23 protein-coding genes and 2 pseudogenes are annotated in these 24,214 nt (G+C 69.1%); 18 read left to right on the forward strand and 7 right to left on the reverse strand.

What is annotated here, in order from left to right; all coding sequences use genetic code 11:
- The first annotated feature begins 55 nt into the window (after nucleotides 1–55).
- The gene (locus C1746_RS11340; RefSeq protein WP_116714686.1) at nucleotides 56–2,266 is read left to right on the forward strand and encodes a 3-hydroxyacyl-CoA dehydrogenase NAD-binding domain-containing protein; all 2,211 of its coding nucleotides are present in this window, start codon (nucleotides 56–58) and stop codon (nucleotides 2,264–2,266) included.
- Nucleotides 2,267–2,344: 78 nt separating this feature from the next.
- Nucleotides 2,345–2,485 (forward strand): hypothetical protein, encoded by a 141-nt coding sequence (locus C1746_RS22045; protein WP_162867646.1) that lies wholly within the window; start codon nucleotides 2,345–2,347, stop codon nucleotides 2,483–2,485.
- Between the two features lie 19 nt (nucleotides 2,486–2,504).
- Here C1746_RS22045 and C1746_RS11345 read toward each other — a convergent pair whose 3' ends face one another.
- Nucleotides 2,505–2,978 (reverse strand): hypothetical protein, encoded by a 474-nt coding sequence (locus tag C1746_RS11345; protein ID WP_116714687.1) that lies wholly within the window; start codon nucleotides 2,976–2,978, stop codon nucleotides 2,505–2,507.
- Between the two features lie 83 nt (nucleotides 2,979–3,061).
- Here C1746_RS11345 and C1746_RS11350 point away from each other — a divergent pair, with 83 nt between their 5' ends.
- The 13 genes and pseudogenes from C1746_RS11350 to C1746_RS11410 all read left to right on the forward strand — a co-directional run bounded on the left by C1746_RS11350 (nucleotide 3,062) and on the right by C1746_RS11410 (nucleotide 13,771).
- Nucleotides 3,062–3,766 (forward strand): IspD/TarI family cytidylyltransferase, encoded by a 705-nt coding sequence (locus tag C1746_RS11350; RefSeq protein WP_116714688.1) that lies wholly within the window; start codon nucleotides 3,062–3,064, stop codon nucleotides 3,764–3,766.
- Nucleotides 3,767–3,854: 88 nt separating this feature from the next.
- On the forward strand, nucleotides 3,855–4,871 hold the full coding sequence (locus tag C1746_RS11355; RefSeq protein ID WP_162867647.1) for a sugar-binding transcriptional regulator: 1,017 nt from the start codon (nucleotides 3,855–3,857) through the stop codon (nucleotides 4,869–4,871).
- The gene (locus tag C1746_RS11360; RefSeq protein ID WP_116714690.1) at nucleotides 4,868–5,269 is read left to right on the forward strand and encodes a transcriptional regulator GutM; all 402 of its coding nucleotides are present in this window, start codon (nucleotides 4,868–4,870) and stop codon (nucleotides 5,267–5,269) included. The genes C1746_RS11355 and C1746_RS11360 overlap by 4 nt, the downstream gene beginning before the upstream one ends.
- Before the next feature lie 101 nt (nucleotides 5,270–5,370).
- Nucleotides 5,371–5,937 (forward strand): PTS glucitol/sorbitol transporter subunit IIC, encoded by a 567-nt coding sequence (srlA, locus tag C1746_RS11365; protein ID WP_240598890.1) that lies wholly within the window; start codon nucleotides 5,371–5,373, stop codon nucleotides 5,935–5,937.
- 14 nt (nucleotides 5,938–5,951) lie between these two features.
- A pseudogene (locus tag C1746_RS11370) lies at nucleotides 5,952–6,497 on the forward strand (PTS glucitol/sorbitol transporter subunit IIB); the annotation flags it as partial.
- Nucleotides 6,498–6,574: 77 nt separating this feature from the next.
- Nucleotides 6,575–6,937, forward strand: a pseudogene (locus C1746_RS11375) (PTS glucitol/sorbitol transporter subunit IIB); the annotation flags it as partial.
- A gap of 5 nt (nucleotides 6,938–6,942) precedes the next feature.
- Complete coding sequence (locus C1746_RS11380) at nucleotides 6,943–7,347, forward strand: PTS glucitol/sorbitol transporter subunit IIA (RefSeq protein WP_116714693.1); 405 nt, start codon at nucleotides 6,943–6,945, stop codon at nucleotides 7,345–7,347.
- The gene (locus C1746_RS11385) at nucleotides 7,344–8,606 is read left to right on the forward strand and encodes an NAD(P)H-dependent oxidoreductase (RefSeq protein WP_205711815.1); all 1,263 of its coding nucleotides are present in this window, start codon (nucleotides 7,344–7,346) and stop codon (nucleotides 8,604–8,606) included. Before C1746_RS11380 ends, C1746_RS11385 begins: the two co-directional genes overlap by 4 nt.
- 139 nt (nucleotides 8,607–8,745) lie before the next feature.
- Entirely contained in the window at nucleotides 8,746–9,693 is a 948-nt protein-coding gene (locus C1746_RS11390; RefSeq protein WP_116715683.1) for a thiamine pyrophosphate-dependent dehydrogenase E1 component subunit alpha, read from the forward strand.
- Entirely contained in the window at nucleotides 9,690–10,682 is a 993-nt protein-coding gene (locus C1746_RS11395) for an alpha-ketoacid dehydrogenase subunit beta (protein ID WP_116714694.1), read from the forward strand. Before C1746_RS11390 ends, C1746_RS11395 begins: the two co-directional genes overlap by 4 nt.
- Nucleotides 10,683–10,694: 12 nt before the next feature.
- On the forward strand, nucleotides 10,695–11,939 hold the full coding sequence (locus C1746_RS11400; RefSeq protein WP_162867648.1) for a dihydrolipoamide acetyltransferase family protein: 1,245 nt from the start codon (nucleotides 10,695–10,697) through the stop codon (nucleotides 11,937–11,939).
- Nucleotides 11,936–12,196 (forward strand): HPr family phosphocarrier protein, encoded by a 261-nt coding sequence (locus C1746_RS11405; RefSeq protein ID WP_116714696.1) that lies wholly within the window; start codon nucleotides 11,936–11,938, stop codon nucleotides 12,194–12,196. Before C1746_RS11400 ends, C1746_RS11405 begins: the two co-directional genes overlap by 4 nt.
- Nucleotides 12,197–12,232: 36 nt before the next feature.
- Complete coding sequence (locus C1746_RS11410) at nucleotides 12,233–13,771, forward strand: S10 family peptidase (protein ID WP_116714697.1); 1,539 nt, start codon at nucleotides 12,233–12,235, stop codon at nucleotides 13,769–13,771.
- Nucleotides 13,772–13,923: 152 nt separating this feature from the next.
- On the opposite strand, the gene C1746_RS11415 is transcribed toward C1746_RS11410, so the two are convergent.
- From C1746_RS11415 to C1746_RS11435, 5 genes are all read right to left on the reverse strand, one after another.
- Nucleotides 13,924–15,222 (reverse strand): hypothetical protein, encoded by a 1,299-nt coding sequence (locus C1746_RS11415; protein WP_116714698.1) that lies wholly within the window; start codon nucleotides 15,220–15,222, stop codon nucleotides 13,924–13,926.
- Entirely contained in the window at nucleotides 15,215–15,751 is a 537-nt protein-coding gene (locus C1746_RS11420) for an RNA polymerase sigma factor (protein ID WP_162867649.1), read from the reverse strand. Before C1746_RS11420 ends, C1746_RS11415 begins: the two co-directional genes overlap by 8 nt.
- Nucleotides 15,752–15,823: 72 nt before the next feature.
- Nucleotides 15,824–16,648 (reverse strand): HAD-IIB family hydrolase, encoded by an 825-nt coding sequence (locus C1746_RS11425; RefSeq protein WP_116714700.1) that lies wholly within the window; start codon nucleotides 16,646–16,648, stop codon nucleotides 15,824–15,826.
- A 243-nt stretch (nucleotides 16,649–16,891) separates the two neighbouring features.
- Nucleotides 16,892–17,704, reverse strand: coding sequence for an ABC transporter permease (locus tag C1746_RS11430; RefSeq protein WP_162867650.1), 813 nt, complete (start codon nucleotides 17,702–17,704; stop codon nucleotides 16,892–16,894).
- Entirely contained in the window at nucleotides 17,701–18,456 is a 756-nt protein-coding gene (locus C1746_RS11435) for an ABC transporter ATP-binding protein (RefSeq protein WP_116714702.1), read from the reverse strand. Before C1746_RS11435 ends, C1746_RS11430 begins: the two co-directional genes overlap by 4 nt.
- Nucleotides 18,457–18,618: 162 nt before the next feature.
- Here C1746_RS11435 and C1746_RS11440 point away from each other — a divergent pair, with 162 nt between their 5' ends.
- Nucleotides 18,619–19,809: a sensor histidine kinase gene (locus C1746_RS11440; protein WP_240598966.1), complete on the forward strand. Its 1,191-nt coding sequence runs from the start codon at nucleotides 18,619–18,621 to the stop codon at nucleotides 19,807–19,809.
- On the forward strand, nucleotides 19,788–20,459 hold the full coding sequence (locus C1746_RS11445) for a response regulator (protein ID WP_240598892.1): 672 nt from the start codon (nucleotides 19,788–19,790) through the stop codon (nucleotides 20,457–20,459). The genes C1746_RS11440 and C1746_RS11445 overlap by 22 nt, the downstream gene beginning before the upstream one ends.
- 11 nt (nucleotides 20,460–20,470) lie before the next feature.
- On the opposite strand, the gene ptsP is transcribed toward C1746_RS11445, so the two are convergent.
- Nucleotides 20,471–22,186, reverse strand: a complete 1,716-nt coding sequence (gene ptsP, locus C1746_RS11450; RefSeq protein ID WP_116714704.1) for a phosphoenolpyruvate--protein phosphotransferase — start codon at nucleotides 22,184–22,186, stop codon at nucleotides 20,471–20,473.
- A gap of 92 nt (nucleotides 22,187–22,278) precedes the next feature.
- Between ptsP and ilvD the strand changes: the two genes are divergently transcribed.
- Nucleotides 22,279–24,168: a dihydroxy-acid dehydratase gene (ilvD, locus tag C1746_RS11455; RefSeq protein ID WP_116714705.1), complete on the forward strand. Its 1,890-nt coding sequence runs from the start codon at nucleotides 22,279–22,281 to the stop codon at nucleotides 24,166–24,168.
- Nucleotides 24,169–24,214 lie beyond the last annotated feature (46 nt).

Consider the following 24,214-nt stretch of genomic DNA (forward strand, 5'->3'; position numbering starts at 1 on the left):
GCGGACTGTCGTGTCGTGACGCTCACCATCATGCGTACAGAGAAAGAGGAACATAGTGTCTGACCACACCAACGTGATCGAGTGGGACCTCGCCGACGACGGCGTCCTCACCCTCACCTTCAACGACCCGAACGCGGGCGCCAACACCATGAACGCCGACTTCAAGGCGTCGCTGTCGGCCACCATCCGGCGGATCGGCGACGAACTCGAAGATGACAACTCGGCCATCACGGGTGTGATCCTCACCTCGGCCAAGAAGACGTTCTTCGCGGGCGGCAACCTCAACGATCTCTACCGCGCCGGGCCGGACGACGCCCAGTCGATCTACGAGAACTCGATGGAGATCAAGCGGGACCTGCGGACCCTGGAGACCTTCGGGATCCCGGTCGTCGCAGCCCTGAACGGCACCGCGCTGGGCGGGGGCCTCGAGATCGCGCTGGCCTGCCACCACCGGATCGCGGTTGCTGGCTCGCGGGCCAAGTTCGGCCAGCCCGAGGTCAAGCTCGGCCTGCTCCCCGGGGGTGGCGGCATCGTGCGGCTGACCCGGATGCTGGGTGTGGTCTCGGCCATGATGAACGTCATGGGCCAAGGGCAGGACCTCTCACCCGAGAAGGCCCTGGAGCTCGGTGTGATCTCTGAACTGGTCGACAGCACCGAGGACCTGATCCCCGCGGCCAGGACCTTCATCAAGGCCAACCCCGAAGTCACCCAGCCCTGGGACGTCAAGGGCTACAAGGTCCCCGGCGGCACGCCGAGCAACCCGAAGTACGCGATGATGGCGCCCGGGATCCCCTCCAACCTGCGCAAGCAGCTGAAGGGTGCCCCGATGCCGGCTCCGCGGGCCATCCTGGCCGCCGCGGTCGAGTCGCTGCAGGTTCCGGTCGACCGGGCCTGGGAGATCGAGGCGCGGTACTTCGCCGACCTGGCAACCGGTCAGGTCCAGAAGAACATGACCAAGGCGTTCTTCTTCGACCTCCAGGCGATCAACCGGGGGACGGCGCGGCCGGACGGCTACGACCGCCACACCGCCAAGAAGGTTGCGGTGTTGGGTGCTGGGATGATGGGTGCTGGCATCGCCTACGCCTGTGCGCGGGCTGGGATGCAGGTCGTCATCAAGGACGTCTCACTCTCCAACGCCGAGCGCGGCAAGGAGTACGCGGAGAAGAAGCTCGCCAAGCGCTTCGAGCGGGGCAAGATCGACCAGGCGAAGATGGACGACATCCTGGGTCGGATCACCCCCACCGAGGACTACGACGACCTCGAGGGGTGTGACCTCATCATCGAGGCGGTCTTCGAGTCCACGGCGCTCAAGCACGAGGTCTTCGGCGACGCCGAGCCCCGGCTGACCGACGACGCGTTGCTGTGCTCCAACACCTCCACCATCCCGATCACGACGCTGGCCGAGGGTGTCTCGCGCCCCGAGGACTTCATCGGCCTGCACTTCTTCAGCCCGGCTGACGTGATGCCCCTGGTCGAGATCATCAAGGGTGAGCAGACCTCGGACGCCGCGGTCGCCAAGGCGATCGACGTCGTGCAGCAGATCTCCAAGACCCCCATCGTCGTGAACGACAGCCGCGGGTTCTTCACCTCACGGGTCATCGGGACCTTCCTCATGGAGGCCTTGGCCATGGTCGCCGAGGGGATCAGCCCCGCGAAGATCAACCGCGCGGGCGAGATGGCCGGGTATCCGACCGGGCCGCTGCAGCTCATGGACGAGCTCAACATGAAGCTGTCGCTCAAGATCAACAACGAGGCGAAGGAGGCCCAAGGGGACGACTACGTCGCCCACCCCGGGATCGCCGTCGTCGAGACGATGGTCGAACTCGACCGCCCGGGGCGCCTGGAGGGCGCCGGCTTCTACACCTACGACGACGACGGGAAGCGGCAGGGACTGTGGGACGGGCTCGGCGAGACCTTCCCGATCAACCCCGAGGCCGACATCCCGCTGGAGGACATCCAGGAACGGATGCTGTTCGCTGAGGCGATCGAGACGGTCAAGTGCTTCGACGAGGGCGTTCTGGAGACCGTGCCCGAGGCGAACATCGGCTCGATCTTCGGCATCGGCTTCCCGGCGTGGACCGGTGGCGTGATCCAGTTCATCGACGGCTACGCCGGAATGCCCCCGGCCAAGACCGCAAGCGGCGTCACCGGGTTCGTCGCGCGGGCCAAGGAGTTGGCTGATGCCTACGGCGAGCGGTTCGTCCCGCCGGCGTCACTGCAGGCCAAGGCGGACTCGGGCGAGCCCCTGTCTCCCCCACCGTTCTAGGACGCGAGGCCGGCACAGGCGACGTCTGCCGGCTGGGGCTGGCTTTTCACGAGGGCCGGGCGTGGGGAAGGCATGGCCATGAACAAGAACGCACTCGGACGAATCCTGCAGAAGATCGGCTCCATGCTCTCGGGCAGCAGCCGACGGCGAACGCACACGACGTCGACGCGGCGCTCAGGAGGCGGCCTCCGCGGGTTGCTCCGGCGGATCTTCGGCTGAGGCGCAGCCGGCCGGCTAGCTAGAGGCGGCCGATGGTGAAGTCGTCGACGATGGATGAGGCCACCGTCAGCGGACGCACGGTCGGCGTCGGCAGCGCCATCAACGCGTGCCACAGCAGATCCCGTGGCACGAACGCCGGACCCCGGACCCATGCCAGCGTCGACCGGTCGACCGGCCCCGTGACAACACCGCCCTTGATCTCCTTGACCGCGTCGGTCACCGGCGCGTAGAAGGCCGCCACGGTGAACTCCGTCAACTGCTTGCAGCCCGCCGTCAGCATCGGGGTCAGGTCAGGCTCGACGATGTGATCCGGCACGAAGGCCACCACATCGGCGGCCTGGGCGTTGTCAACGACCTGTCGCAGCGGCGCGGTGGCGCACTCGAGCGAGCGCGCCTCGCGGCCGATCTGGTCGTAGGTCAGGAGCAGCACGTCCTCGCCCTCGATGTGGACGACCCGAGGGGACGCCAACTCGACCACGCTGGTGCGCAGCAAAGCTGTTTGCAGATTGTGGCCGGCGTTCATAGGGTCATGTCAATGCAGCAGGTCGTGACGTTGGAGCGTCGAAAGCCCATCGGTTGAGTGAGGTCGCCGCCGTTGTCCTGGCCGGGGGCTCTGGCACCCGGTTCTCCGACGACATCAGCAAAGTGTACGTCCCCCTGGGAGAGAGACCTGTCCTGCAGTACGCGCTGGAGACGGTCGAACTCAGCAGTCATGTCGACCACATCGTAGTGGTCATCCGTGACGTGGACGAAACGCACTGGGCAGATGTGCAAGCCATGGTGCAACCGACCAAGGTGCGCGCGGCCGTGGTTGGTGGGTCGACCCGCCATGCGAGCGAGTGGGCGGGTCTGCAGGCCATCGTCGAACATGTACCCCAGACGCGGTGGGTCATGCTCCACGACGCGGCGCGGCCGTTCCTGACCCTCGACCTGGTCGCCAGGCTGGTCGACACGGCCACGGGGACCGGGGCCGGCGTGGTGCCGGCCCACAGCTTCACCGACGACATCGTCGACCAGTCCGGGCGGTTGGTCGACGGCTCCAAGTTGGTCAGCGTGCAGACGCCGCAGCTCTTCTCACTGGCGGATCTGACGGCGGCCTACAGCGCCGCTGCAGCCGACAACTTCCACGGGGTGGACACGGCCGAGACGGTGCAGGTCTACCGCTCGACCCCCATCCGCCACGTCGCCAGCGACCGCCGCAACATCAAGATCACCACGCTCGACGACCTCCTGGTGGCCGAGTCGTGGGTGTCGGAGTGGGACCGCGGCCGCTGGGTCTAGGGAGTCGGTCCAGCGCCACGGCGAGGGCGTAGCGCACATATGTGAGTCTTACTTGCTCGATGTGCATCCAGGCGATTGAGTGCTGTTCATGAGCCCCTCGCGTGAACCCACGGCTTTGGCTCGGGCCGCCCAGCGGTACTACCTGGACGGTCTGACCCAGAGCGAGGTGGCCCGCGAGATGCACACCACCCGATCCAACGTCTCACGCATGTTGCAGGCCGCGCGCGACCAGGGGATCGTTCACTTCCGCGTGCGACACCCACTGGGGCGGCACTCCGCTCTGGAGGCCGAGCTCGGCCGTCTGTTCCCCTCCCTCCGCGAGGTGTGGGTCCTCTCCGCCGAGCACCAGGCCGATGGCGACAGCGGGATCCACCCGACCGAACCCATCGGCCAGCTCGCCGCCCGCTGGCTCGAGACCAACCTGCGAAACGGCACCAGCGTGGCCCTGTCCTGGGGACGGACGCTGCGGTCGACCGTCCGCTCCGTCGAGATCGACGGCGCCATGGACGTGGAGGTGTGCATGATCGGCGGTGACCTGCAGGTGGACCCCGAGGTGTCCGGACACGACGTGGTGCGCGAGTTGGCCGCACGCGTGGGTGGTTCCTACAACTACCTCCACGCCCCCGCGCTCTGCTCGAGCCCCGAGATGGTCGCCGAGCTGCGCCGCAACCCGGGCATTGCCCGCGAACTCGAGCGAGCCCAGGTTGCGGACGTCGCACTGGTCGGCATCGGCGCCTACGGCACGGGCTTCTCGGCGCAGCTGGTCGACTCGGCGTACCTGACGAGCGGCGAGCGGAACCAACTGGAGGCGCTGCACCCCGTCGGCGACATCGCCGCCCGCTTCTTCGACGAGAACGGTCAGGTCCTGCACGGACCGCTGGACGACCGGGTCCTGGCGCTCGCGCCGGATGAGATCACCCAGATCAACACCGTCGTCGGCGTCGCGGCCGGACACGAGAAGGGCGCTGGCGTTCTGGGTGCACTTCGCGCCGGCTTCCTGGACGTCATCATCTGCGACCAGTCGGCGGCCGCTGCCGCCATCCGACTGCACAACCGCTCCGCCCAGGCTGACCAGGACGATCAAGCTGAGGAGGTCGTGGCGTGACCAACACCACGGTGCTGGTGCTCGGTCTGCTGTTCGCCGCTCTGTGGATCATCCAGGCCTGGTTCGCCACCCGCCAGACCAAGGCCTTCATGGCCGAGGTGCGGATCCTCAAGACCTGCGGCGTGACGGCCGTCGGATCGCACAGCAAGCGCGGCCTCCGGGCGTTCGTGGCGATGGCCGCAAGCGACGACGACGAGGTGCTGCGGGCCACGAGGTTCGATGGCGTGAGCCTGTTCGCCCGACCTGAGCGCTACACCGACGTCGAGGGACACCACCTCACCGAGATCGCGACTTGGGACGGCAGCCGGGTGCGGCTGGCGGCGGCCGACTCCGCCACCCATCTGCTGAACCGGCATACCGACGCCGCCGCGACGGACCCTGCAGCCACCGATACCTGACCCCCAACCAGCGACAGCAATCACAACGATCTCCGATCACCACGTGGTGATCGGCCAACAGAGAGCGGCGGCGCCATGGCGGCGTTTGAAAGGAGCCGAATGTGCTAGGAGCAATCGAACAAGTTGCCGAGGTCTTCACCGGCATATTCCAGCAGGGGGCCGAGTTCTTCACAGCCCTGGTGACCGGCATCCTGCCGCTCATCATCGTGCTACTGACCGCAGTCAACGCGCTCATCAAGTTCATCGGTATCGAGCGGGTCAACAAGGTCGCCGAGTTGGCCGGCAAGGAGGGCATCCAGTACGCACCACTGCGGTTCCTGGTCCTCCCGGTGCTCGCGGTGTTCTTCCTGACCAACCCGGCGTGCTACTCGATGGGGACGTTCCTGCCGGAACGCAACAAGCCAGCCTTCTACGACTCCGCGGTCAGCTTCGTGCACCCGCCCCTCGGGCTGCTGCCACACGTCAACCCCGGCGAGCTCTTCGTCTGGGCCGGCATCGCCAGCGGTGTGGAGATGGCGGGCAACGAGCTGACGCCGCTGGCGGTCCGCTATCTGCTCGTCGGACTGATCGTGATCTTCATCCGCGGCCTGGTGACGCAGTTCATCTACGACTTGTTGGCCTCCCGCGCTGACGACACGTCCAACGACACCGCTGCTGCGGCGGCCTAAGGAGCCTCACCATGGATTTCATCACCAGAATCGGACGCAGCGTCGGCGGTGTCGTCGGCACCATCTACCAGGCCGGCCGGGAGACCATCGACGTGGTCATCGGCACGATCCTGCCCTTCATCGCCTTCATCTCCGTGATCATCGGGATCATCCTCTACGACTGGAACCCCGAGAACGAGTTGAGCTCGATCGGGGACGCGCTGGCCGACGTGCTGGCCCCGCTGGCCGAGAGCCTCGTCGGGCTCGTCATCCTCTCCATCATCATCGCCCTGCCGTTCCTGTCACCGGTCCTCGGTCCGGGCGCCGTCATCGCGCAGGTCATCGGCACGCTGCTCGGGACCTCCTTCGCGAGCGGCGACATCGACCCGCAGTACGCGCTGCCGGCGCTGTTCGCCATCAACCCACAGGTCGGGTGCGACTTCATCCCGGTCGGGCTCGCATTGGGTGAGGCCGAACCGGAAACAGTGGAACTCGGCGTGCCGGCTGTCCTGTTCAGTCGGCTCATCACCGGTCCGCTGGCTGTGGTGATCGCCTTCGCCTTCAGCGTCGGTCTCTACTGAACCGGCGTCTCGCCACTGAGCCCGCGTCTGATCACCACCACCCACCCACCACCACCCACCACCAAGCGAGGAACATCATGAGCGAGTACACCCCGGTCGTCGTCAGCAAGGGCAGTGGAGGGTGGGGTGGTCCGCTGACCATCCAACCCACCGAGGCCAAGAAGTACGTCGTGTCGGTCACCGGCGGCGGGATCCACCCCGTCGCCCAGCGGATCGCGGACCTGACCGGCGGCGAAGCGTTCGACGGCTTCAAGTCCAGCGTCAAGTTCGATCAGATGGCCTGCGCCGTCATCGACTGCGGTGGCACCGCCCGGGTCGGGGTGTACCCCATGAAGGGCGTCATGACCGTCGATGTCCACCCCACCTCACCCGCAGGGCCGCTGGCTCGCTTCATCACCGACAAGATCTTCGTGTCCGGTGTGACACCGGACGACGTGAGCGAGGCATGACACCAGACGGCGCCGCCGTCCGCCTCGACACGACGGTCACCGGCGTCGGCGAGATGGCACCGGAGTTCTTTGCGGCGGACATCGTGGTCCTCTTCGGGGAGGACGCGCCCGAGGAGCTCCTGGACGTGGCTGTGGTCCACGCCCCGAACGCGCCGGTCTCGAGCATCCAGGTCGGCGACACCATCACGATCTCGGGCGCTGTCGAGACACGGCTCGAAGTGCTGGCCGTCGGAGACGTCGTCAACGAGAACCTCGCCAACCTCGGCCACCTGGTCATGAAGTGCAACGGCGAAGGAGACGCGGCGTTGCCGGGCGACCTGTGCTGCACCAAGGCCGAGGTCCCCGTGATCAAGGCCGGCGACAGGATCCTCATCACCGACTCCCCGGGAGCACAGGCGTGAGCGACCGCCTCGCGCGTCTGACGGCGTTCGCCGACGACATCGGTCGACCGGTCCGGATCTGCCTGGTCGGCGCAGGCCAGATGGGTTCTGGGCTGGCAGCACAGCTCGGGCGCATGCCCGGGCTCGAGCTCGCGGCCGTGGTTGACATCAACGCGGACCGTGCGGCAGCTGCCCTCGGGCTGGCTGGCCGCGACAGCGTTCACGTGGGGGCGGCCGGGGCACCCGCTGCGCTGGCTGCCGGTCGCCCTGTGGCGCTGGACGACCCCAAGGCCGTTGCGGAGTTGGACATCGACGTCGTCGTCGAGGCCACCGGCGTCCCGCTCGTCGGCGCCGCGGTGGCCCACAACAGTCTCCTGGCCGGCCAGGACGTCGTGATGCTCAACGTGGAGACCGACGTCACCGTCGGGGTCTACCTGGACGACCTGGCCCGCAGTGCCGGGCAGGTGTACACCATCGCCGACGGCGACGAACCGGTCTGCGGCAAGGAGCTGGTCGACCTCGCCCACGAGATGGCCTTCGACGTGGTCTGCGCCGGCAAGGGGAAGAACAACCCGTTCCGACCGTCGGCTGTCGCGGGGGAGTTGCAGGACGAGGCCGACCGCAAGCACATGAACCCCAAGATGTTGGCCAGCTTCGTCGACGGGTCCAAGACCATGATCGAGATGGCGGCCCTGTCCAATGCCACCGGCCTCCCGGTCGACACCGTCGGCATGCACGGTGTGACGAGTGAGGTGGACGGTCTGGCCTCCACCCTGATTCCGGCCGCAGACGGTGGCGTTCTGTCCGAGGCAGGGCGGGTCGACTACGCCTTCGGACCGGCACCCGGCGTCTTCGTCGTCGTGACCCACCAGGATGAGACCGTCCGGCAGGAGATGAGCTATCTGGGAATGGGTGCGGGCCCGTACTTCACCTTGTACCGGCCGTTCCACCTGGCCAGCCTGGAAGCGCCTCGCACCATCATCACCACCGTCCTCGACCGCCGGCCGGTCCTACGCCCGGCGGGATGGCACGCCGAGGTCGTGGCGACCGCCAAGCACGACATCCCCGCCGGCACCACCCTGCAGGGGATCGGTGGCGACCACGTCCGCGGCGTCACCTACCGGGCCGACCAGGCGACTGAGTTCCTGCCGCTCGGCCTGGCCGAGAACGGCGTCGTCCAGACCGACATCGGTGCTGGGGACCCGCTGCCACGCAGCGCAGTGGATGTCCCCGCATCCGTCATCTCGACGCTGCGATCCCTGCAGGAGATGCGGGCCTGAGCCCATCCTCAGGCGGCCCGTCCTGACCGTCCACCCGCCGCCGACCACCCCACCGATCAAGGAGACACCTGTGGCTGACACCACGCCCCGCTTTGCCGATCCATCAGACGCAACCGGCGCCGCGACGCACCTGGAGACCATGTGGACCATCCGGGCCTTCGAGCAGGGCTTGGAGGAGCTGTTCCAGCGCGGCCTGCTGCACGGCACCATGCACCTGTCCATCGGCCAGGAAGCCGTGGCGACCGGGGTCTGCGGCGCCCTGGCTGAGGGAGACCTGATCACCTCGACGCACCGTGGCCACGGCCACTGCCTGGCCCACGGCGCCGACCCTGAACGCATGATGGCCGAGTTGCTGGCCAAGGAGTCCGGCTACTGCAAGGGCCGTGGCGGCTCGATGCACATCGCCGACGTCAGTCGGGGCAACCTCGGCGCCAACGGGATCGTCGCGGGGTCCATGACCATCGCGGCCGGTGCAGCACTCGCGCAGCAGCAGCAGGGCAGCGATGCCGTCGTCGTGTGCTTCTTCGGCGACGGCGCAGCCAACGAGGGCGCCTTCCACGAGGCGCTCAACCTGGCGGGCATCTGGGACCTGCCGGTGATCTACGTCTGCGAGAACAACCAGTACGGCATGTCGATGGCCACGGCACGAGCCGCAGCGGGCAACGACATCGCCGGTCGGGGGGCCGCGTACGGCCTGCCGGGGACGAAGGTCAACGGCAACGACATCCTGGCTGTACGCGAGGCGACCCTCGAGGCGGCGGCGCGGGCCCGAGCAGGGGAGGGGGCCAGCCTCATCGAGGCGGTCACCTATCGCTACCGGGGGCACTCGAAGTCGGATCGAAACCTCTACCGCACGCGGGAGGAGATCACCGAGTGGCGCGACGAGCGGGATCCGATCGACGCCTTCACCCGCTACTGCACCGAGCACGAGGTGCTCAGCGAGCAGGAGATCACCGCGGCCAGTCAGCGCGGCAAGGACACCATCAAAGAGGCGGTGGCTGGTGCGATGACCGGTGCCGAACCCGATCCGACCGAGCTGGCGGGCGCGGCCTACGCCGCCAACCCTGGCATGGAGGGTGCAGCGTGACCCGGACGACGTACGCCAAGGCGCTTGCGGAGGCCTTCCGCGTCGCGCTTGCTGAGGACGAGCGGGTCTTCATGGCCGGGGAGGACATCGGCATCTACGGCGGCGCATTCGGGGTCACCGATGGCCTGCTGGACGAGTTCGGGCCCAAGCGGATCCTGGACACGCCAATCTCGGAGGAGGTCATCGCCGGCTTGGCCGTCGGTGCCGCCATCGTCGGGCAGCGCCCGATCGTGGAGATGCAGTTCAGCGACTTCATCGTCAACGCCATGGACCCGATCGTGAACCAGGCGGCCAAGCTGCACTTCATGTATGGCGGCCAGGTCTCGGTTCCCATGATCATCCGAGGTCCTGGTGGCGGCGGAACGGGTGCGGCAGCTCAGCACAGCCAGTCGCTGGAAGCCTGGTTCGCCCACGTCCCCGGCCTGAAGGTCGTCACCCCGGCCACAGCGCAGGACGTCCACGACCTGCTGCTGGCCTCGCTGCTCGATCCCGATCCCGTCGTGTTCCTCGAGCACAAGCTGCTGTACAAGGTCGAGGAGGACGTCGAGTTCCGATCCTCGATCGCCGACACACCGGCACAGCTGGGCCAGGCCCTGGTCCGTCGGGAGGGAGGCGACTGCTCGATCGTCGCCTACTCGATCATGGTGCCCCGGGCGCTCGAGGCCGCCGAGGTCCTAGCCGAGGAGGGCATCGACGTCGAGGTGGTCGACCTGCGGACCCTCCGGCCCATGGACACCACGACCATCCGGTCGTCGGTCAAGAAGACCGGACGGCTGGTGACGGCGCAGGAGGCCCCGGTCCCCGTGAGCATCGGCGCCGAGGTGGCGGCCTGTGTCGCCGGCTCCGACGCCCTGGACTACCTGCTCGCACCCATCCAACGGGTCGGGTCGCTGGATGTCCCGATGCCCTACGCCAAGACACTCGAGACCGCGACGATCCCCCAGACCGGTGACATCGTCGATGCCGCCCGCCGGGTCATGAAGGACTAGGTGACCACGCCCATGAGCACCCTGACTGTGCGGCTGTCGGCCCTCACGACGGACATGACCGACGGCGAGTTGCTGAAGTGGATCGTGGCCGCCGGCGACGAGGTCACCGAGGGCGACCCCATCGCGGAGTTCACCACCGACAAGGTCGACACCGAACTCGAGAGCCCCTACACCGGCACCGTCGTCGAGCTGCTGGTCGAGGAGTCGGCCATCGTCAACGTCGGCGACGCCATCGCCACCATCCAGAGCGACGAGGACGACCTGCTCGGCGGCCTGGACCTCGGTGACGCAGAGGCCCCGGAGTCCCCGGAGGAGCCAGCCCAGGCGGATCAGCCAGATGACGATGCCTCCTCCGCCACTGACACCAGCGGGCTGGCCCTGATCCCGGCCCCGCCGCCCGTCCGCAAGCGCGCCAGGCGTGAGGGCATCGACCTCGGCGACGTCAACCCCACGGGCAGCCGCGGCCAGGTCACCCACGCCGACCTGGACGCCTACCAGGCCACCTCGTCGGCGGGTGGCAGCAGCTCGCCCGACGAGCAGGCGACGTCCCAGGAAAGCCCGGCCCAACCGACCGCGACCACACCCTCGGCCGCGATGCCGCAGGCGGAGGCAGACTCCCGGGACCAGGCCAGACGACGACGGGTCCGTGCCGCCACCGCCGCCTCGACCTCGCGATCACAGGCCATCCCGCAGTTCACGCTGTTTCGCAGTGCCGACGTCACCGAGACGGCCGGGCGCCGGAGCGGCATCGGCTGGACCACCATCCTGGCGCGGAGCTACGCCGCGATGCTGTGGCGCCACCCCGAGCTGAACGCCATCTGGGACGAGGAGCGCGGTGTCGTGGCCCCGCTCGACGAGGTGCGGATCGGGCTCGCCGTCGACACGCCGACCGGACTCGTGGTCGTAGCCTTGGACGACCCCGACAAGCAGGGCCCGGCCTCGGCGGACGCCGACCTGCGCGCCGCGGCCGAGCGGGCCCGCGCCGGCGACATCCGTCGCGAGGACCTGGAGGGGGTGTCGGCCACCATCTCGAACCTCGGCGGGTGGAACGTGGAGCGCTTCACCGCGCTCCTGGTCCCACCCCAGGCCAGCATCCTCTCCGTCGGCGCCATCGCTGAGCAGCCATCGGTCGTGGACGGCCGGGTCAAGCCGCGTCTGAAGATGGAGCTCGGCCTGACGGTGGACCACCGAGTTGCGGACGGAGCCGACGCCGCCCGCGCACTGCAGACCCTGATCGAGATCCTGGAGGACGCATGATCGCTCGAGCCGAGATGACCCTGACCAACGAGGTCGGCCTGCACGCCCGCCCGGCTGCTGCGTTCGTGAAGACCGCGTCGACCTTCGCCGCCGACATCACGATCACCAACGGAGACCGGTCGGCCGACGCCAAGTCGATGCTGGGTGTCTTGAAGTTGGAGGCGACGCAGGGGTCGACGATCGTCCTCGAGGCCGACGGGGAGGACGCGCAGGACGCCATCGATGCCCTGATCACCCAACTGGAGAGCGCCCACTGACCAATCGGGTGCAATCGAGGTCTAGGCTGCCATCTCATGGCCGACCACACCCACGCTGCCGACCCTGATGCCAGGCCGCCCGTAACGCCGACCTACGAACCGCCGGGTGAGGCCAGGACCACCCTGAACTGGTCGCCGCCGGACGGGGAGGCACTCGAGGTGCAGGTGACGGCCGGATGGACCGTCCTCCGGCGCGGTGAGTCGCCCTCCGCGGAGATCTTCAGCACCGCCTACGTCGTTGCTTCTGACCACCCCCGACCGGTGACGTTCGTCTTCAACGGCGGGCCCGGTGCCAGCTCGGCGTTCTTGCACCTGGGAGCCATCGGACCGCTCCGCGTGTCCCTGCCGGATGACGGGTCCCTACCCGCCATGCCGATCCAGCTGGTCGACAACGACGAGTCGTGGTTGGGCCACACGGACCTCGTGTTCGTGGACCCGGCCGGGACGGGGTTCAGCCGCTTGGTCCGCCGGCCGTCGGCGGGCGGGAGGGACGACACGGCCACCGACCCGGACGGTCTCAACAGCCATCACGATGACGACGACCGGTACTACCGCTTCGGCTCGGACGTGGCCGGGCTGCGGGAGTTCATCAGCCGGTGGCTCTCCACCCATCGGCGGTGGTCGGCCCCCGTGTTCATCGCCGGTGAGTCCTACGGCGGCTACCGCGTCGGCCGGTTGGCGAAGGCGCTGCAGGAGGAGGAGGGCGTCGGCGTCGCAGGGATCATCGCCATCTCACCGGCGCTCGAGCTCACACCGCTGACGGCGACGGACTACTCGCTCGAGGCGTTCATCGACACCCTGCCGACCATGGCGGCTTCAGCCCTCCATCACGGACGCAGTCGTGCGGCGGCCGAGGGAGCGACCGCTGATGAGGTCATGGCACAGGCGACCGACTTCGCGACCGGGCAGTACGTCAGCTACCTGGCCAGTGGGGCGGCGATGCCGGAGGAGGAGCGGGAGGCCGTCCTCGACCGGCTGGGTGACCTCATCGGGCTGGACGCCGCCGTGGTGCGGCGGCATCACGGCCGGATCACCCTGGAGACCTTCGCCCGGGAGCTGCTGCGGGACCAGGGCCTGGCCGTGGGTCTGTACGACACCACCCAGACGACCGTCGACCCCTTCGGTGACCGCGACGGGTTCGGTTCGTGGCCGGACGCAACGCTCTCCGGTTCGACGCCGGCCTTCACCATGGCGGTCAACCAGATGCTGCGGGAGCGGATCGGCGTGGAGACGCAGCGGCGCTATGAGCTGATCAGCATGGACGTCAACGCGCGCTGGAAGCCGGACGCCGACGCACACGCCCTCGAGACGCCGGCCGGGGCCACCGACGACCTGCGGTATGGGCTGGCGCTGAACCCGCACATGCGCGTGCTGATCGTCCACGGTCGACACGACCTGGTGACGCCTGCCCATCACAGCCAGCGCCTGGTCAACCTGATGCGGCTGGACCCGACGGCGGCGGAGCGGCTCTCGCTGGCCCGCTACGACGGCGGCCACATGTTCTACACGCTGGCGGAGAGCCGTCGCGCCTTCACGGCGGATGCGGTGGCGCTGATCGAGGCGTCGCTGGCCTGACCTCACCGACCGGGGTCAGGTCGAGAGGAGGTCGGTGACGTCGGGGTGTGCTGCGGCAAGACCGCTGTCGAAGGTGGCGACGACGCATCTCGCACGTTGCGCGACTGCAGCCAAATAGAAGTCAGTGATGCACGGCTCCACGGAAGTCGCACTCAGAACACGCCTGGCAGTGCACACCCTGGATCGTCCCGGATCAACTCGGCCAGTTCCGCGGCTGTGTCCATGGTCCCCACACCGAGGATCTCGATGCTGTAGCCGATGCCGCACTCGAACTCGACCCCCTGGGCACCCGGAGCGAGTCCGACCTGACTGGTGCCACCGGCCCGGACCTGGAACTGCCGACCGTCGATCGCGACGGTGAGGTCGGCGACGGGCTGGTAGCCGACGCCGTCCGGGATGTCGTCGATGCCGATGCGGGTCAGCAGGGCGCCGAGTTCGGCGTTGGCCAGCAGGCCGGCCGGGATCTCCGGGAGACAGCCGATGGCCGTGAGGAACTCGGTGATCGTGGCCAGGTCGCCATCGGCGGGCCAGGCGGTCACGTCCGCAGCTGCACACGTGAACGTTGCCGAGGTGCCCGTCTGATTGGGAGGGGGCACGTGCTCGGCTACCCGTCCGCCGGCAAGCTGGACGGCGGCCACCGCACCGGGGCCCCCGTCCGACGGCGACGAGGTGACGGAGATGGACAGTCGCGTGTCGGCATCGACGAAGATGCCCCAATCGGTGATGGACCCGAACGTCTCAGGATCGTCGTGACCGAACACCGTGGTGCAGCAGGTGGCCAGGCCGGCCTCGTCGATCGCGGCTGCGAGGGGCCCGATCCAGTCGGCGGCAAGCGTCGGCGTCGTGGGTGTCTCAGGCGGTGCATGGGGCGTGCAGTCCATCCGCTCGGCCAGCTGGCGAGCCGCCTCCACCAGAGCCCCCGCGGGCAGGAAGCGGGCGCTCCCCGGCCGGCCGGCCTCGAAGGCCGGAGCACCCGCCGCTCTGCCGACCTCGGCGATCCGAACCACCTGGGTGTCCGGTCCGCAGCCGAACCAGAGCCGGTTGCGCACCGCCTGGTAGGCCTCGTTGCCATCGGACCGATAGTCGCTGGGCAGGACGTTGAGGGCCGCCTCTCCCTCACCCACCACCACCCGATGTTGCAGTGGCTCTGTCGGGCCGTCGTGCACGACGACCTCGACCTCCACGCCGGCGAAGTCGATGCTGGTCGGCCAGTCCTCAAGAGACGTCAGTTCGGTGGTGGGTGAGCCGTCCGACAGCACGACTGGTTCGTCGTCGGTGACGAACGGGCCTGCCACGGACCCAATGGAGAGCACCATCACCACGGCAACGACGGCCACGATCGCTTGCCGGAGTCGACGTCGGCGCGCGGCGGCCTCCCGGATATCCCGCTCGGTGAATGGCGGCTCCACGGGGGGAGCAGCGTTGGTCAGCATCTGCTGCAGATCAGGCATGGGTGGGTGCCTCCTCGTCTGCCGTGTCGTCGATGTGCAGGCCTGCCCGTCGTAGGCTCGCGATGGCATGCGAGGTGGTGGACTTGACCGTGCCCTCGGCACACCGCATGGCTCGCGCGGTCTCCCGAACGGAGAGGCCCCCGTAGAAGCGGCACAGGATCACCTGTCGCTGCCGGTCCGGCAGTTCGCTGACGGCGGCACGAACCGCGATGGCTGTTGATGTGTCCGGGTCCACCGGGGAGGCAGACAGATCTGCGATCCGTGCCTGCGCTCGGCGCTCGGCACGCGTTCGACGAAAGCGCGACCGAGCCAGGTTGAAAGCAGTCGCGAAGGTCCAGGCCCGAGGACTGTCCAAGGTCGCCCAACGCTCGAACGCCCGGGTCAGGGCCTCCTGGGCCAGTTCTTCCGCGACGCCCCGGTCACCGCAGAAGAGCGTCATCGCTCCCACGAGCTCGGCACGGATCGCTCGACAGAACGCTTCGGCGGTCACGCTCGCGTCGGGCCCGTGAGCGCCGTTGAGATCAGACATGTCGTGGGGGAGACGCGACGGTTCGTCGATCGGTTCAGTCACCCCCAACAGATCAACTCGATGAGCCCTGGCTCAGCCGGCGGCCTCGACCGGCCGCAGCAGAGCCTCGAGGAAGGCCGCCACGTCCTCGGTCAGGTGCACGTCCGCGGCCGCGAGAGCCGCCGCTGAGGCAGAGGCCACGGCGACGCCGGTCCCGGCGACCCGGAACATCGACGCATCGTTCTCGGAGTCTCCCACGGCAACCATGTCGGCGAGCGGCCAGCCGTGCTCCCGGGACAGATGGGTCAGCGCGGCGCCCTTCGACGCGTGCGGGTTGTTCCACTCCAGGAAGTGCGGGCCGGTCCGCTGGATGTGGGCCCGGTCGGCGCACAGCTCGCGGAGGTCCGACTCCTCCTGCTCCTCAAGGACAGCCAAGACCTTTAGGACCGCCATGGCGGCGGTGCCGTTGCCGTTGCTCGCCCCCTGACCATCGGCTGCGATGGGCCCGTACTCGGGATGGGCCTCGCCCAGGTCGGTGATGCGGTCGAACTCGGGTCGGTAAGTGTCTGCCAGGATCGAGCCGTCGGCCCGGTAGACCGCAAACGCGATGTCTCGTCTCCGGAGCTCTTGGATCACCAAGCTGCTGACCGCTGCCGGCAGCGCGTCCAGCACCTCGATCTCGCCGGTCGACATCGCCGTGGCGGCCCCGTTGCAGATGATGTGAGGCCCGTCCAACCCGAATCGCCTGACCAGGTCGACGATGGACGGCCACGTCTTGCCGGTCGCGAACACGGTCCGGATCTGCCGGGAGACAGCGGTGATCGCCGCCGCCCGCTTCGGCGTCAGGTGGCCCTGCCCATCGAGCAGCGTCCCGTCGACATCCAGGGCGAGGAGAACCGGCAGATCAGAAGAGGTCATGCCGCCATCGTGCCTGCGTTGTCGGAGAGCTCACGCGATCAGGTTGGGCGGGCACCTGGCTGCGCCCTGCCCCACTGTGGCCAATCTGCCTCCACCGGCGTCCGTTCTGCCTCCACCCATTGTTGCTCAGCCAGCGTCGGGGCGGCCGACTGAGCCAGACTGCCTCCGGCTCTGCGGCGGCACCGGCGAAGTGGAGGCAGAACGCTCCAGGCTGCAGGTCAGTCGCTGGGACCGTCAGGCACCTCAGCCGGCGATGTCGCTCCGCAGGACCCGCCAGCACCCGAGCGCCAGCGGGAGCAGGGTCCACTCGGCAGTCGTCGCCAGCAGCTGGAACACCTGGCGGGACGTGAGGTCCACGCCCTCGGACAGCCAACCCTGCGCGAGGCCGTAGTCGATCCAGGGCTGGACGCCCTCGAACCAACTGAACACCGAGGCCGCGACGAAGAACAGTGGTGGCAGCACGAGCGACCAGAGCAGGTAGATGACGATCGCGACGGGGGTGCTCTGGAACAGTGCCCCGAGCGCGAACGCGGTCAGCAACCCGATCAGGTGCAGCACCAGGAAGCCGGCGACGTGCCCGGCATCGACGTCCCACACGGCGGTCGTGTCGGCCGCGGCAGCCAGCAGTGCGTTGCCGGCAGCCGCACTCGCGACCCCGATGCCGACCGCGGCCACGGCCATGCCGGCGACGGAGGCGAGCTTCGCGACGAGGACACGCGCTCGGTCCGGTTCCAGGACGAAGGTCGTCAGGTGCGTGCGTTGCGTCCACTCCGAGCTGACGGCGAGGACCCCGAGGACCGGGACGAAGATCCCGAGCCCGGCGTTTGCGCCGAGCATGAAGTCGGCCATCGTCAACTCGATGTCGGCCGCCACCCCGACGGCGACCTGGATGCCGATGATCACGGTCGTGCCAAGTACCGTGGCGACCAGCAGCCAGAAGCCGGCGCGGGTGTCGACGGTCTTCCTCGCCTCGACGGCGATCAGCCGCGACAGCGGCGTCCGAGCAGATCCGGACACTGCAGAGGGCGACGCCGCCCAGGAGTTCGCGGCGCTCATCGTCGCGCCCCCGCCACGTCGGCGTCCGCGTGCGGCTCGCGCTGGTCGTCACTGGTCATGTCGAGGAACAGGTCCTCCAGGGTCGTGGTCGGTGGTCGGTCGGCCAGCAGTTCCTCTCGGCTGCCCTGGGCGACCAGACGACCCCTGCCGATCAGCACCAGCCGGTCGGCCACCTGCTCGACCTCGTGCAGCAGGTGGCTTGACAACAGGACGGTCCCACCACGTCCGCGGTGGTCGGCAAGCAGGTGGCGCATCCACCTGATCCCTCCTGGGTCCAGGCCGTTCGCCGGTTCGTCGAGCATCAGGACCGGGGGATCGCCGAGCAGCGCGACCCCGATCCCCAGCCGCTGTTGCATGCCGAGCGAGTACGTGCGCAGCCGCCGCCCGGCTTCGTCCTCGGTGAGGCCGACCAGGTCCAGGACCTCCTCCACCCGACCGGCCTCCACCCCCATGACCCGGGCAGCGATCGTGAGCGCCTCCCGGCCGGTGCGCCCGGCGTGCTGCGCCGACGCGTCGAGCAGAACCCCCACGTGCCGGCCGGGGTTTGGGAGCGCCTCGTAGGCCCGCCCGTCGAATGTGACCGCGCCGGCATCAGGTCGCATAAGGCCGACCATCAGTCGCATCGTCGTCGTCTTCCCCGCCCCGTTCGGACCGAGGAACCCCGTGATGGTGCCGGGTGTACATCGGAACGTGACGTCGTCCACGGCGGTGACGGGGCCGAAGGTCTTGGTGAGTGCATTGATTTCGATCATGACCAGAGCGTCGAGGCGCCCTCGCGCCAGCGCATCCCACGCGGGTCCCGATCTGGCGCGACGACAGTCGACACCTGCTACCGACCAAAGGCGGATGCGCGGTCGACGTTCGTCGGTCGCGGATCGTTGACCGGCTCAACTACGATCGCGCCCTTGAGCGACGTGGAGGACCCGCCCTACCAGCCCAGACTCGGGCTTCGGCAGCACGTGTGGCGCGCCGCGATCGTGCTCGCGTTCTCGGGCTTCCTCATCCTCACGCGGGCCGAGATCCCCCAGGCCTCCATCTATCGGCAGCTCGTCGTCCTCGACGTCCTGACGGGACTCGTCGCCTTCGTCCTCGTCCACTGGCGTCGTCGGTGGCCGCTCCCGGTGGCGGTGACGCTGAACGTCGTCTCCACGTGGTCGCTGTTGGCCGCTGGCCCGGCGCTGCTGGCGACCGTCTCCCTGGCCACCCGGAGGGTCTGGCGGGAGATCGGCGTGATCTTCCTGGTCGTGATGGCTGCCGGCGAGGTGCAGTTCAGGATCTGGCCAGGCGATCCCGCGACACCACCGCTCATGGCGACCGCCTTCAACCTGCTGCTCACCGCTGCCCTGCTGGCGTGGGGCATGTTCGTCGGGTCGAGACGCGAGCTGGTCTGGACCCTGGCCGAGCGAGCCGAGCGAGCCGAGGCGGAGCGCGACGCCCGGGTCGCCGCTGCGCGCTCGACCGAACGGACCCGGATCGCCCGCGAGATGCACGACGTCCTCGCGCACCGCATCTCACAGGTGTCGATGCACGCCGGTGCGCTGGCGTTCCGCGAGGATCTGCCAGCCGCCGAGCTGCGATCTGGAGCGCGGGAGATCCAGGTCAAGGCGAACGCGGCGCTCGAGGATCTCCGCGGACTCCTCGGTGTGCTGCGGGACCCGCTGACGGGGGAGCTGGCCGACAGCCCGCAGCCCACCTATGGCGACGTCGCCGCGCTGGTGGAGGAGTTCCGCTCCACCGGGCTCGAGGTCGTGGTCGACACCGACGTCGATGGTCACGTGCCGACGGATCTCGGCCGGACGATCTACCGCATCGTGCAGGAGACGCTGACCAACGCGGCCAAGCACGCACCATCGTCCTCGGTGTCGGTTGGGCTCTCCGGCGGCCCCACGACCGGCATCGAGTTCCGGGTCAGCAACCCAACGGGGTTTCCCGCGTTGGCCGGGGGTCGTGATCGTGGCGGGTCCGCTGCACCGACGGACACGCCGGGGGCCGGGCTCGGCCTGGTGGGCCTGGCCGAACGGGTGGCCCTCCGAGGTGGCCGCCTGCAGCACCGTCAGCGCGACGGCCAGTTCATCGTCGAGGGGTGGCTGCCGTGGGACGGATGATCCGCGTGTTGATCGTCGACGACGACCCCCTCGTCCGGCAGGCCCTGGTGCTGATGCTCGGCGGTCAGGCCGACATCGAGGTCGTGGGCGAGGTCGACGACGGGACACGTGTGACGCGAGCCGTCCAGGAGCTGGCCCCGACCGTCGTCCTCATGGACATCCGGATGCCCAGACGGACCGGGTTGGAGGCGACGCTCGACCTCAGGGCGGCGCCGGCCGCGCCGCACGTCATCGTCCTGACCACCTTCGACGCCGACGAGTACGTCGTGCAGGCGTTGGCCGCCGGCGCAGACGGGTTCCTCCTGAAGGACTCCGAGCCTGCGGAGATCGTCTCCGCGATCCGGAAGGTCGCCGACGGCGAGACCATGCTGTCGCCGTCGGCCACCAAGACGCTGGTCCGACGCATCCGGGAGGGTGCCGCCGACGACCGGACCGCGATGGCGGAGGCCAGGATGGCCTCCCTCACCGACCGCGAACGGGATGTGGCGCTCGAGGTCGGACGGGGGCTGTCGAACGCCGAGATCGCGGGCCGGCTGCACCTCGCGGTGCCGACCGTCAAGTCGTACGTGTCGAAGCTGTTCGACAAGCTCGAGGCGAGCAACCGCGTGCAGGTGGCGATCTGCGTGCACGACGCCGGGCTGCTCGACTGAGCACCGGACCACTAGGCCACCAGGTCACCCAGCGCGTGGGCCACCAGGCTGCGCACCGCCGCAGCGCTCGGGGCGGCCAGCGCCTCGGTGACCAGCGGATCGAGGATCTCGGGGTCGAGTCCGTCGACCAGCATCCGGATGGCGTCCACCTGGATCGGTGGGACACTGAGCTCGTGGGCCCCCATGCCGACGAGGAGGGCCGCGGGGATCGGATCGGCCGCCGCGCCGCCGCACACTCCCGCGGGGATGCCGGCGTCACGGGCCGCCCGGATCGTCAGGTCGCACAGCGCCAGCACCGGCGGAGCGGCCGGGTCGTGATAGGCCGACAACGCCGCCGCCCCCCGGTCAGCCGCCGCGGTGTACTGCGTCAGATCGTTGGTCCCGATGGAGAAGAAGTCCACCACCCGCGCGAGGTGCGGCGCCATCAGGGCGGCGGCCGGGGTCTCGATCATGATGCCGACCGGGGGGACGTCTGCCCCCAGCTCGGCGGCGCGCAGGTCGATGACCTCCCTGGCCCGCCGCACGTCGTCCACGGCGGTCACCATCGGCAACATGATCTGCAGTGGCCCGTCGGCGGCAGCCACCAGGAGGGCGTCGATCTGGGGGGAGAACAGCTCGGGGTGGGCCAGGCACAGCCGCAGGCCTCGGACCCCGAGGTAGGGGTTCTCCTCATCGGGGAGCCTCATCCAGGGCACGAACTTGTCACCGCCGATGTCCAGGGTTCGGACGATGACCGGATCGGTGAACGCGACGGCGGCCGCGCGGTAGGCCTCCGCCTGCTGGGACACCCGGGGCGCCTGCGGGGCGTCCAGGAACAGGAACTCGCTGCGGTACAGCCCGATGCCGTCCGCCCGGGCGGCCGTCGCGTTGGCCAGTTCCTCGGAGTTGCCGATGTTGGCCGCCACCAGGACCCGGTGCCCGTCGTAGTGGACCGGCTGCCCGGCCAGCTCAGCAGCCGCCTCGGCCCGGGTGCGGAGTCGGGCCTGCTCCTGCTCGGCCTCCAGCAACTGGCCGGCGGAGGGGGCCACGGTCACCTGCCCCGAGCCGCCATCGGCGATGACGGTGACCACCTCGTCCTGGCTCGCGAGCTGCTGGATCGCCGCGACCGCACCCTCGGCGCCCACGACCGCTGGGATGCCCAGGGACCGCGCGACGATCGCGGTGTGGGAGGTGACGCCCCCGCCCTCCACGACCAGCGCACGGACCCGGTCGAGTTCGATCTGCGCGGTGTCGGCCGGACTGAGGTCGGTGGCCACCACCACCGATCCCGGTGGTACCTCGGGGGTCGCCAACTCACCGCCGGCGGTGACGGTGGCCAGATCCGCGACGACGGCCCTCACATCCTCCGCGCGCTGTGCCAGGTACTCATCGCCCAGGGAGGCCAGCATGTCGGCCTGCTCGTTCCCGGCGGAGCGGACGGCGGCTGGCAGCGGCTGATCCGCCGCGGCGGCGGTGATCGCCCGGACCAGTTCCGGGTCCGCGACGAGCATGGCGTACGTTCCGAGGACCTCTGCCTCATCGGTCCGGTCCCGGGCGGAGGCGCGGTCTGCCAGATCGGTGTAGTGCGCCGCGGCCCGCTCCACAGCCTCCTCCAGACTGATCTCCGCCGACGTCTCCTCCGCGGTGCGGTCCGACCCGCCACCGCGGAGGACGAAGGCCGTGCCGACCCCGATGCCGGGGGCGGCGGCGATGCCGGCGATGACGTTGGCAGGTGCTGAGTCGGTCATTGGTCGAGCCTAGAAGTCCGCGGTGCCGCGCGTACGGCGAGGATGCAGATGTGCCGCTTGGGGCCGCACGGTCTCGGCCGTAGGATTGGAGCATGACCGACTCCACCTCGCCATCCGACGGGCCAGCCCCCCGGTACCGCTCGCGCACCACGACCCACGGTCGGAACATGGCGGGAGCGCGCGCCCTCTGGCGTGCCACCGGCATGACCGATGACGACTTCGGCAAGCCCATCATCGCGGTCGCCAACTCCTTCACCCAGTTCGTTCCCGGTCACGTCCACCTCAAGGACCTCGGGCAACTCGTCGCCCGGGAGGTCGAGCGCTCCGGCGGCGTCGCGAAGGAGTTCAACACCATCGCCGTGGACGACGGGATCGCGATGGGCCACTCCGGGATGCTGTACTCCCTGCCCAGCCGCGAGATCATCGCGGACTCCGTCGAGTACATGGTCAATGCGCACAAGGCCGATGCGCTGGTGTGCATCTCCAACTGCGACAAGATCACCCCGGGGATGCTCAACGCCGCGCTGCGCCTGAACGTCCCCGCGATCTTCGTCTCGGGCGGACCGATGGAGGCCGGCAAGACGATGCTGGCCGGCGGCGAGGTCAAGCTCGACCTGGTCGACGCGATGATGAAGGCCGGCGACGCGCGGGTCTCCGACGAGGAGGTCGCGCAGATCGAACGGTCGGCCTGTCCGACCTGCGGCTCGTGCTCGGGGATGTTCACCGCCAACTCGATGAACTGCCTGACCGAGGCGCTCGGCCTCTCCCTGCCCGGCAACGGCTCGACCCTGGCGACCCACACCGACCGGGAGCGGCTGTTCCTGGAAGCCGGTCGACGGATCGTCGACCTGGCCCGTCGCTACTACGAGAAGGGCGACGATTCCGTCCTGCCACGCGCGGTCGCCTCCCCGGCGGCGTTCGGCAACGCCATGGCCCTCGACATCGCCATGGGCGGGTCGACCAACACCGTGCTGCACATCCTGGCCGCGGCGCAGGAGGCGGAGCACGACTTCACCTGCAGCGACATCGACCGCATCAGCCGGGTGGTGCCCAACATCTGCAAGGTCGCCCCGTCGACACCGCTGTATCACATGGAGGACGTCCACCGCGCCGGCGGTGTGATGGCGATCCTGGGGGAGCTCGACCGTGGCGGACTGCTGGACACCGATGTGCCGACGGTTCACGCCGAGACCCTGGGTGCTGCTCTGGACCAGTGGGACATCGTGCGCGACACCGTCACCTCCGAGGCCGATGAGTTCTTCCGCGCCGGCCCGGCCGGGATCCCGACCCAGCAGGCCTTCTCCCAGTCGACGCGGTGGGACTCCCTCGACACCGACCGGGAGAGCGGCTGCATCCGATCCGTCGAACACGCCTACTCCGCCGATGGTGGCCTGGCGGTGCTCTACGGCAACATCGCGGAGGACGGCTGCATCGTGAAGACGGCCGGCGTGGACGAGTCGATCCACGTCTTCAGCGGGACCGCCCGGGTGTTCGAGTCTCAGGATGACGGCATGACCGGCGTCCTGGATCCGAAGCAGGTCAACGCCGGGGACGTCGTCGTGATCCGCTACGAAGGACCGAAGGGCGGGCCGGGCATGCAGGAGATGCTGTACCCGACCACCTACATCAAGTCCCGCGGGTTGGGGAAGGAGTGTGCGTTGCTGACCGACGGTCGGTTCAGCGGAGGCACCTCCGGCCTGTCGATCGGGCACGCCTCACCCGAGGCGGCAGCCGGTGGCGCGATCGCGCTGATCCGCGACGGCGACACCATCGACATCAACATCCCGGAGCGCTCGATCAACCTGGCGATCTCCGACGAGGAGTTGGCCCAGCGCCGTGCTGAGGAGGACGAGCGGGGCGAGGATGCGTGGACGCCGCGGGAGCGCGATCGGACGGTCTCCACGGCACTGCAGGCCTACGCGGCCCTGACCACCTCGGCAGACCGAGGCGCGGTCCGGGATCTGTCCCAGCTCGCGCGGTAGCGCTCGACCGGCTCGCCGGGTCGATTGGGTGGGGTCGACTGTCAGA

This window comes from Euzebya tangerina (assembly GCF_003074135.1).
Taxonomy (GTDB): Bacteria; Actinomycetota; Nitriliruptoria; order Euzebyales; family Euzebyaceae; genus Euzebya; species Euzebya tangerina.

Bases quoted from the DNA above. Each gene is read 5' to 3' on its own strand.
- C1746_RS11420 (WP_162867649.1), bottom strand. From the start codon at position 15,751: ATGTCTGATCTCAACGGCGCTCACGGGCCCGACGCGAGCGTGACCGCC.
- C1746_RS11430 (WP_162867650.1), bottom strand. From the start codon at position 17,704: ATGAGCGCCGCGAACTCCTGGGCGGCGTCGCCCTCTGCAGTGTCCGGA.
- C1746_RS11380 (WP_116714693.1), top strand. From the start codon at position 6,943: ATGACACCAGACGGCGCCGCCGTCCGCCTCGACACGACGGTCACCGGC.
- C1746_RS11390 (WP_116715683.1), top strand. From the start codon at position 8,746: ATGTGGACCATCCGGGCCTTCGAGCAGGGCTTGGAGGAGCTGTTCCAG.
- ptsP (WP_116714704.1), bottom strand. From the start codon at position 22,186: ATGACCGACTCAGCACCTGCCAACGTCATCGCCGGCATCGCCGCCGCC.
- C1746_RS11405 (WP_116714696.1), top strand. From the start codon at position 11,936: ATGATCGCTCGAGCCGAGATGACCCTGACCAACGAGGTCGGCCTGCAC.
- C1746_RS11355 (WP_162867647.1), top strand. From the start codon at position 3,855: ATGAGCCCCTCGCGTGAACCCACGGCTTTGGCTCGGGCCGCCCAGCGG.
- C1746_RS11400 (WP_162867648.1), top strand. From the start codon at position 10,695: ATGAGCACCCTGACTGTGCGGCTGTCGGCCCTCACGACGGACATGACC.
- C1746_RS11425 (WP_116714700.1), bottom strand. From the start codon at position 16,648: ATGACCTCTTCTGATCTGCCGGTTCTCCTCGCCCTGGATGTCGACGGG.
- C1746_RS22045 (WP_162867646.1), top strand. From the start codon at position 2,345: ATGAACAAGAACGCACTCGGACGAATCCTGCAGAAGATCGGCTCCATG.
- C1746_RS11435 (WP_116714702.1), bottom strand. From the start codon at position 18,456: ATGATCGAAATCAATGCACTCACCAAGACCTTCGGCCCCGTCACCGCC.
- ilvD (WP_116714705.1), top strand. From the start codon at position 22,279: ATGACCGACTCCACCTCGCCATCCGACGGGCCAGCCCCCCGGTACCGC.
- C1746_RS11410 (WP_116714697.1), top strand. From the start codon at position 12,233: ATGGCCGACCACACCCACGCTGCCGACCCTGATGCCAGGCCGCCCGTA.
- C1746_RS11415 (WP_116714698.1), bottom strand. From the start codon at position 15,222: ATGCCTGATCTGCAGCAGATGCTGACCAACGCTGCTCCCCCCGTGGAG.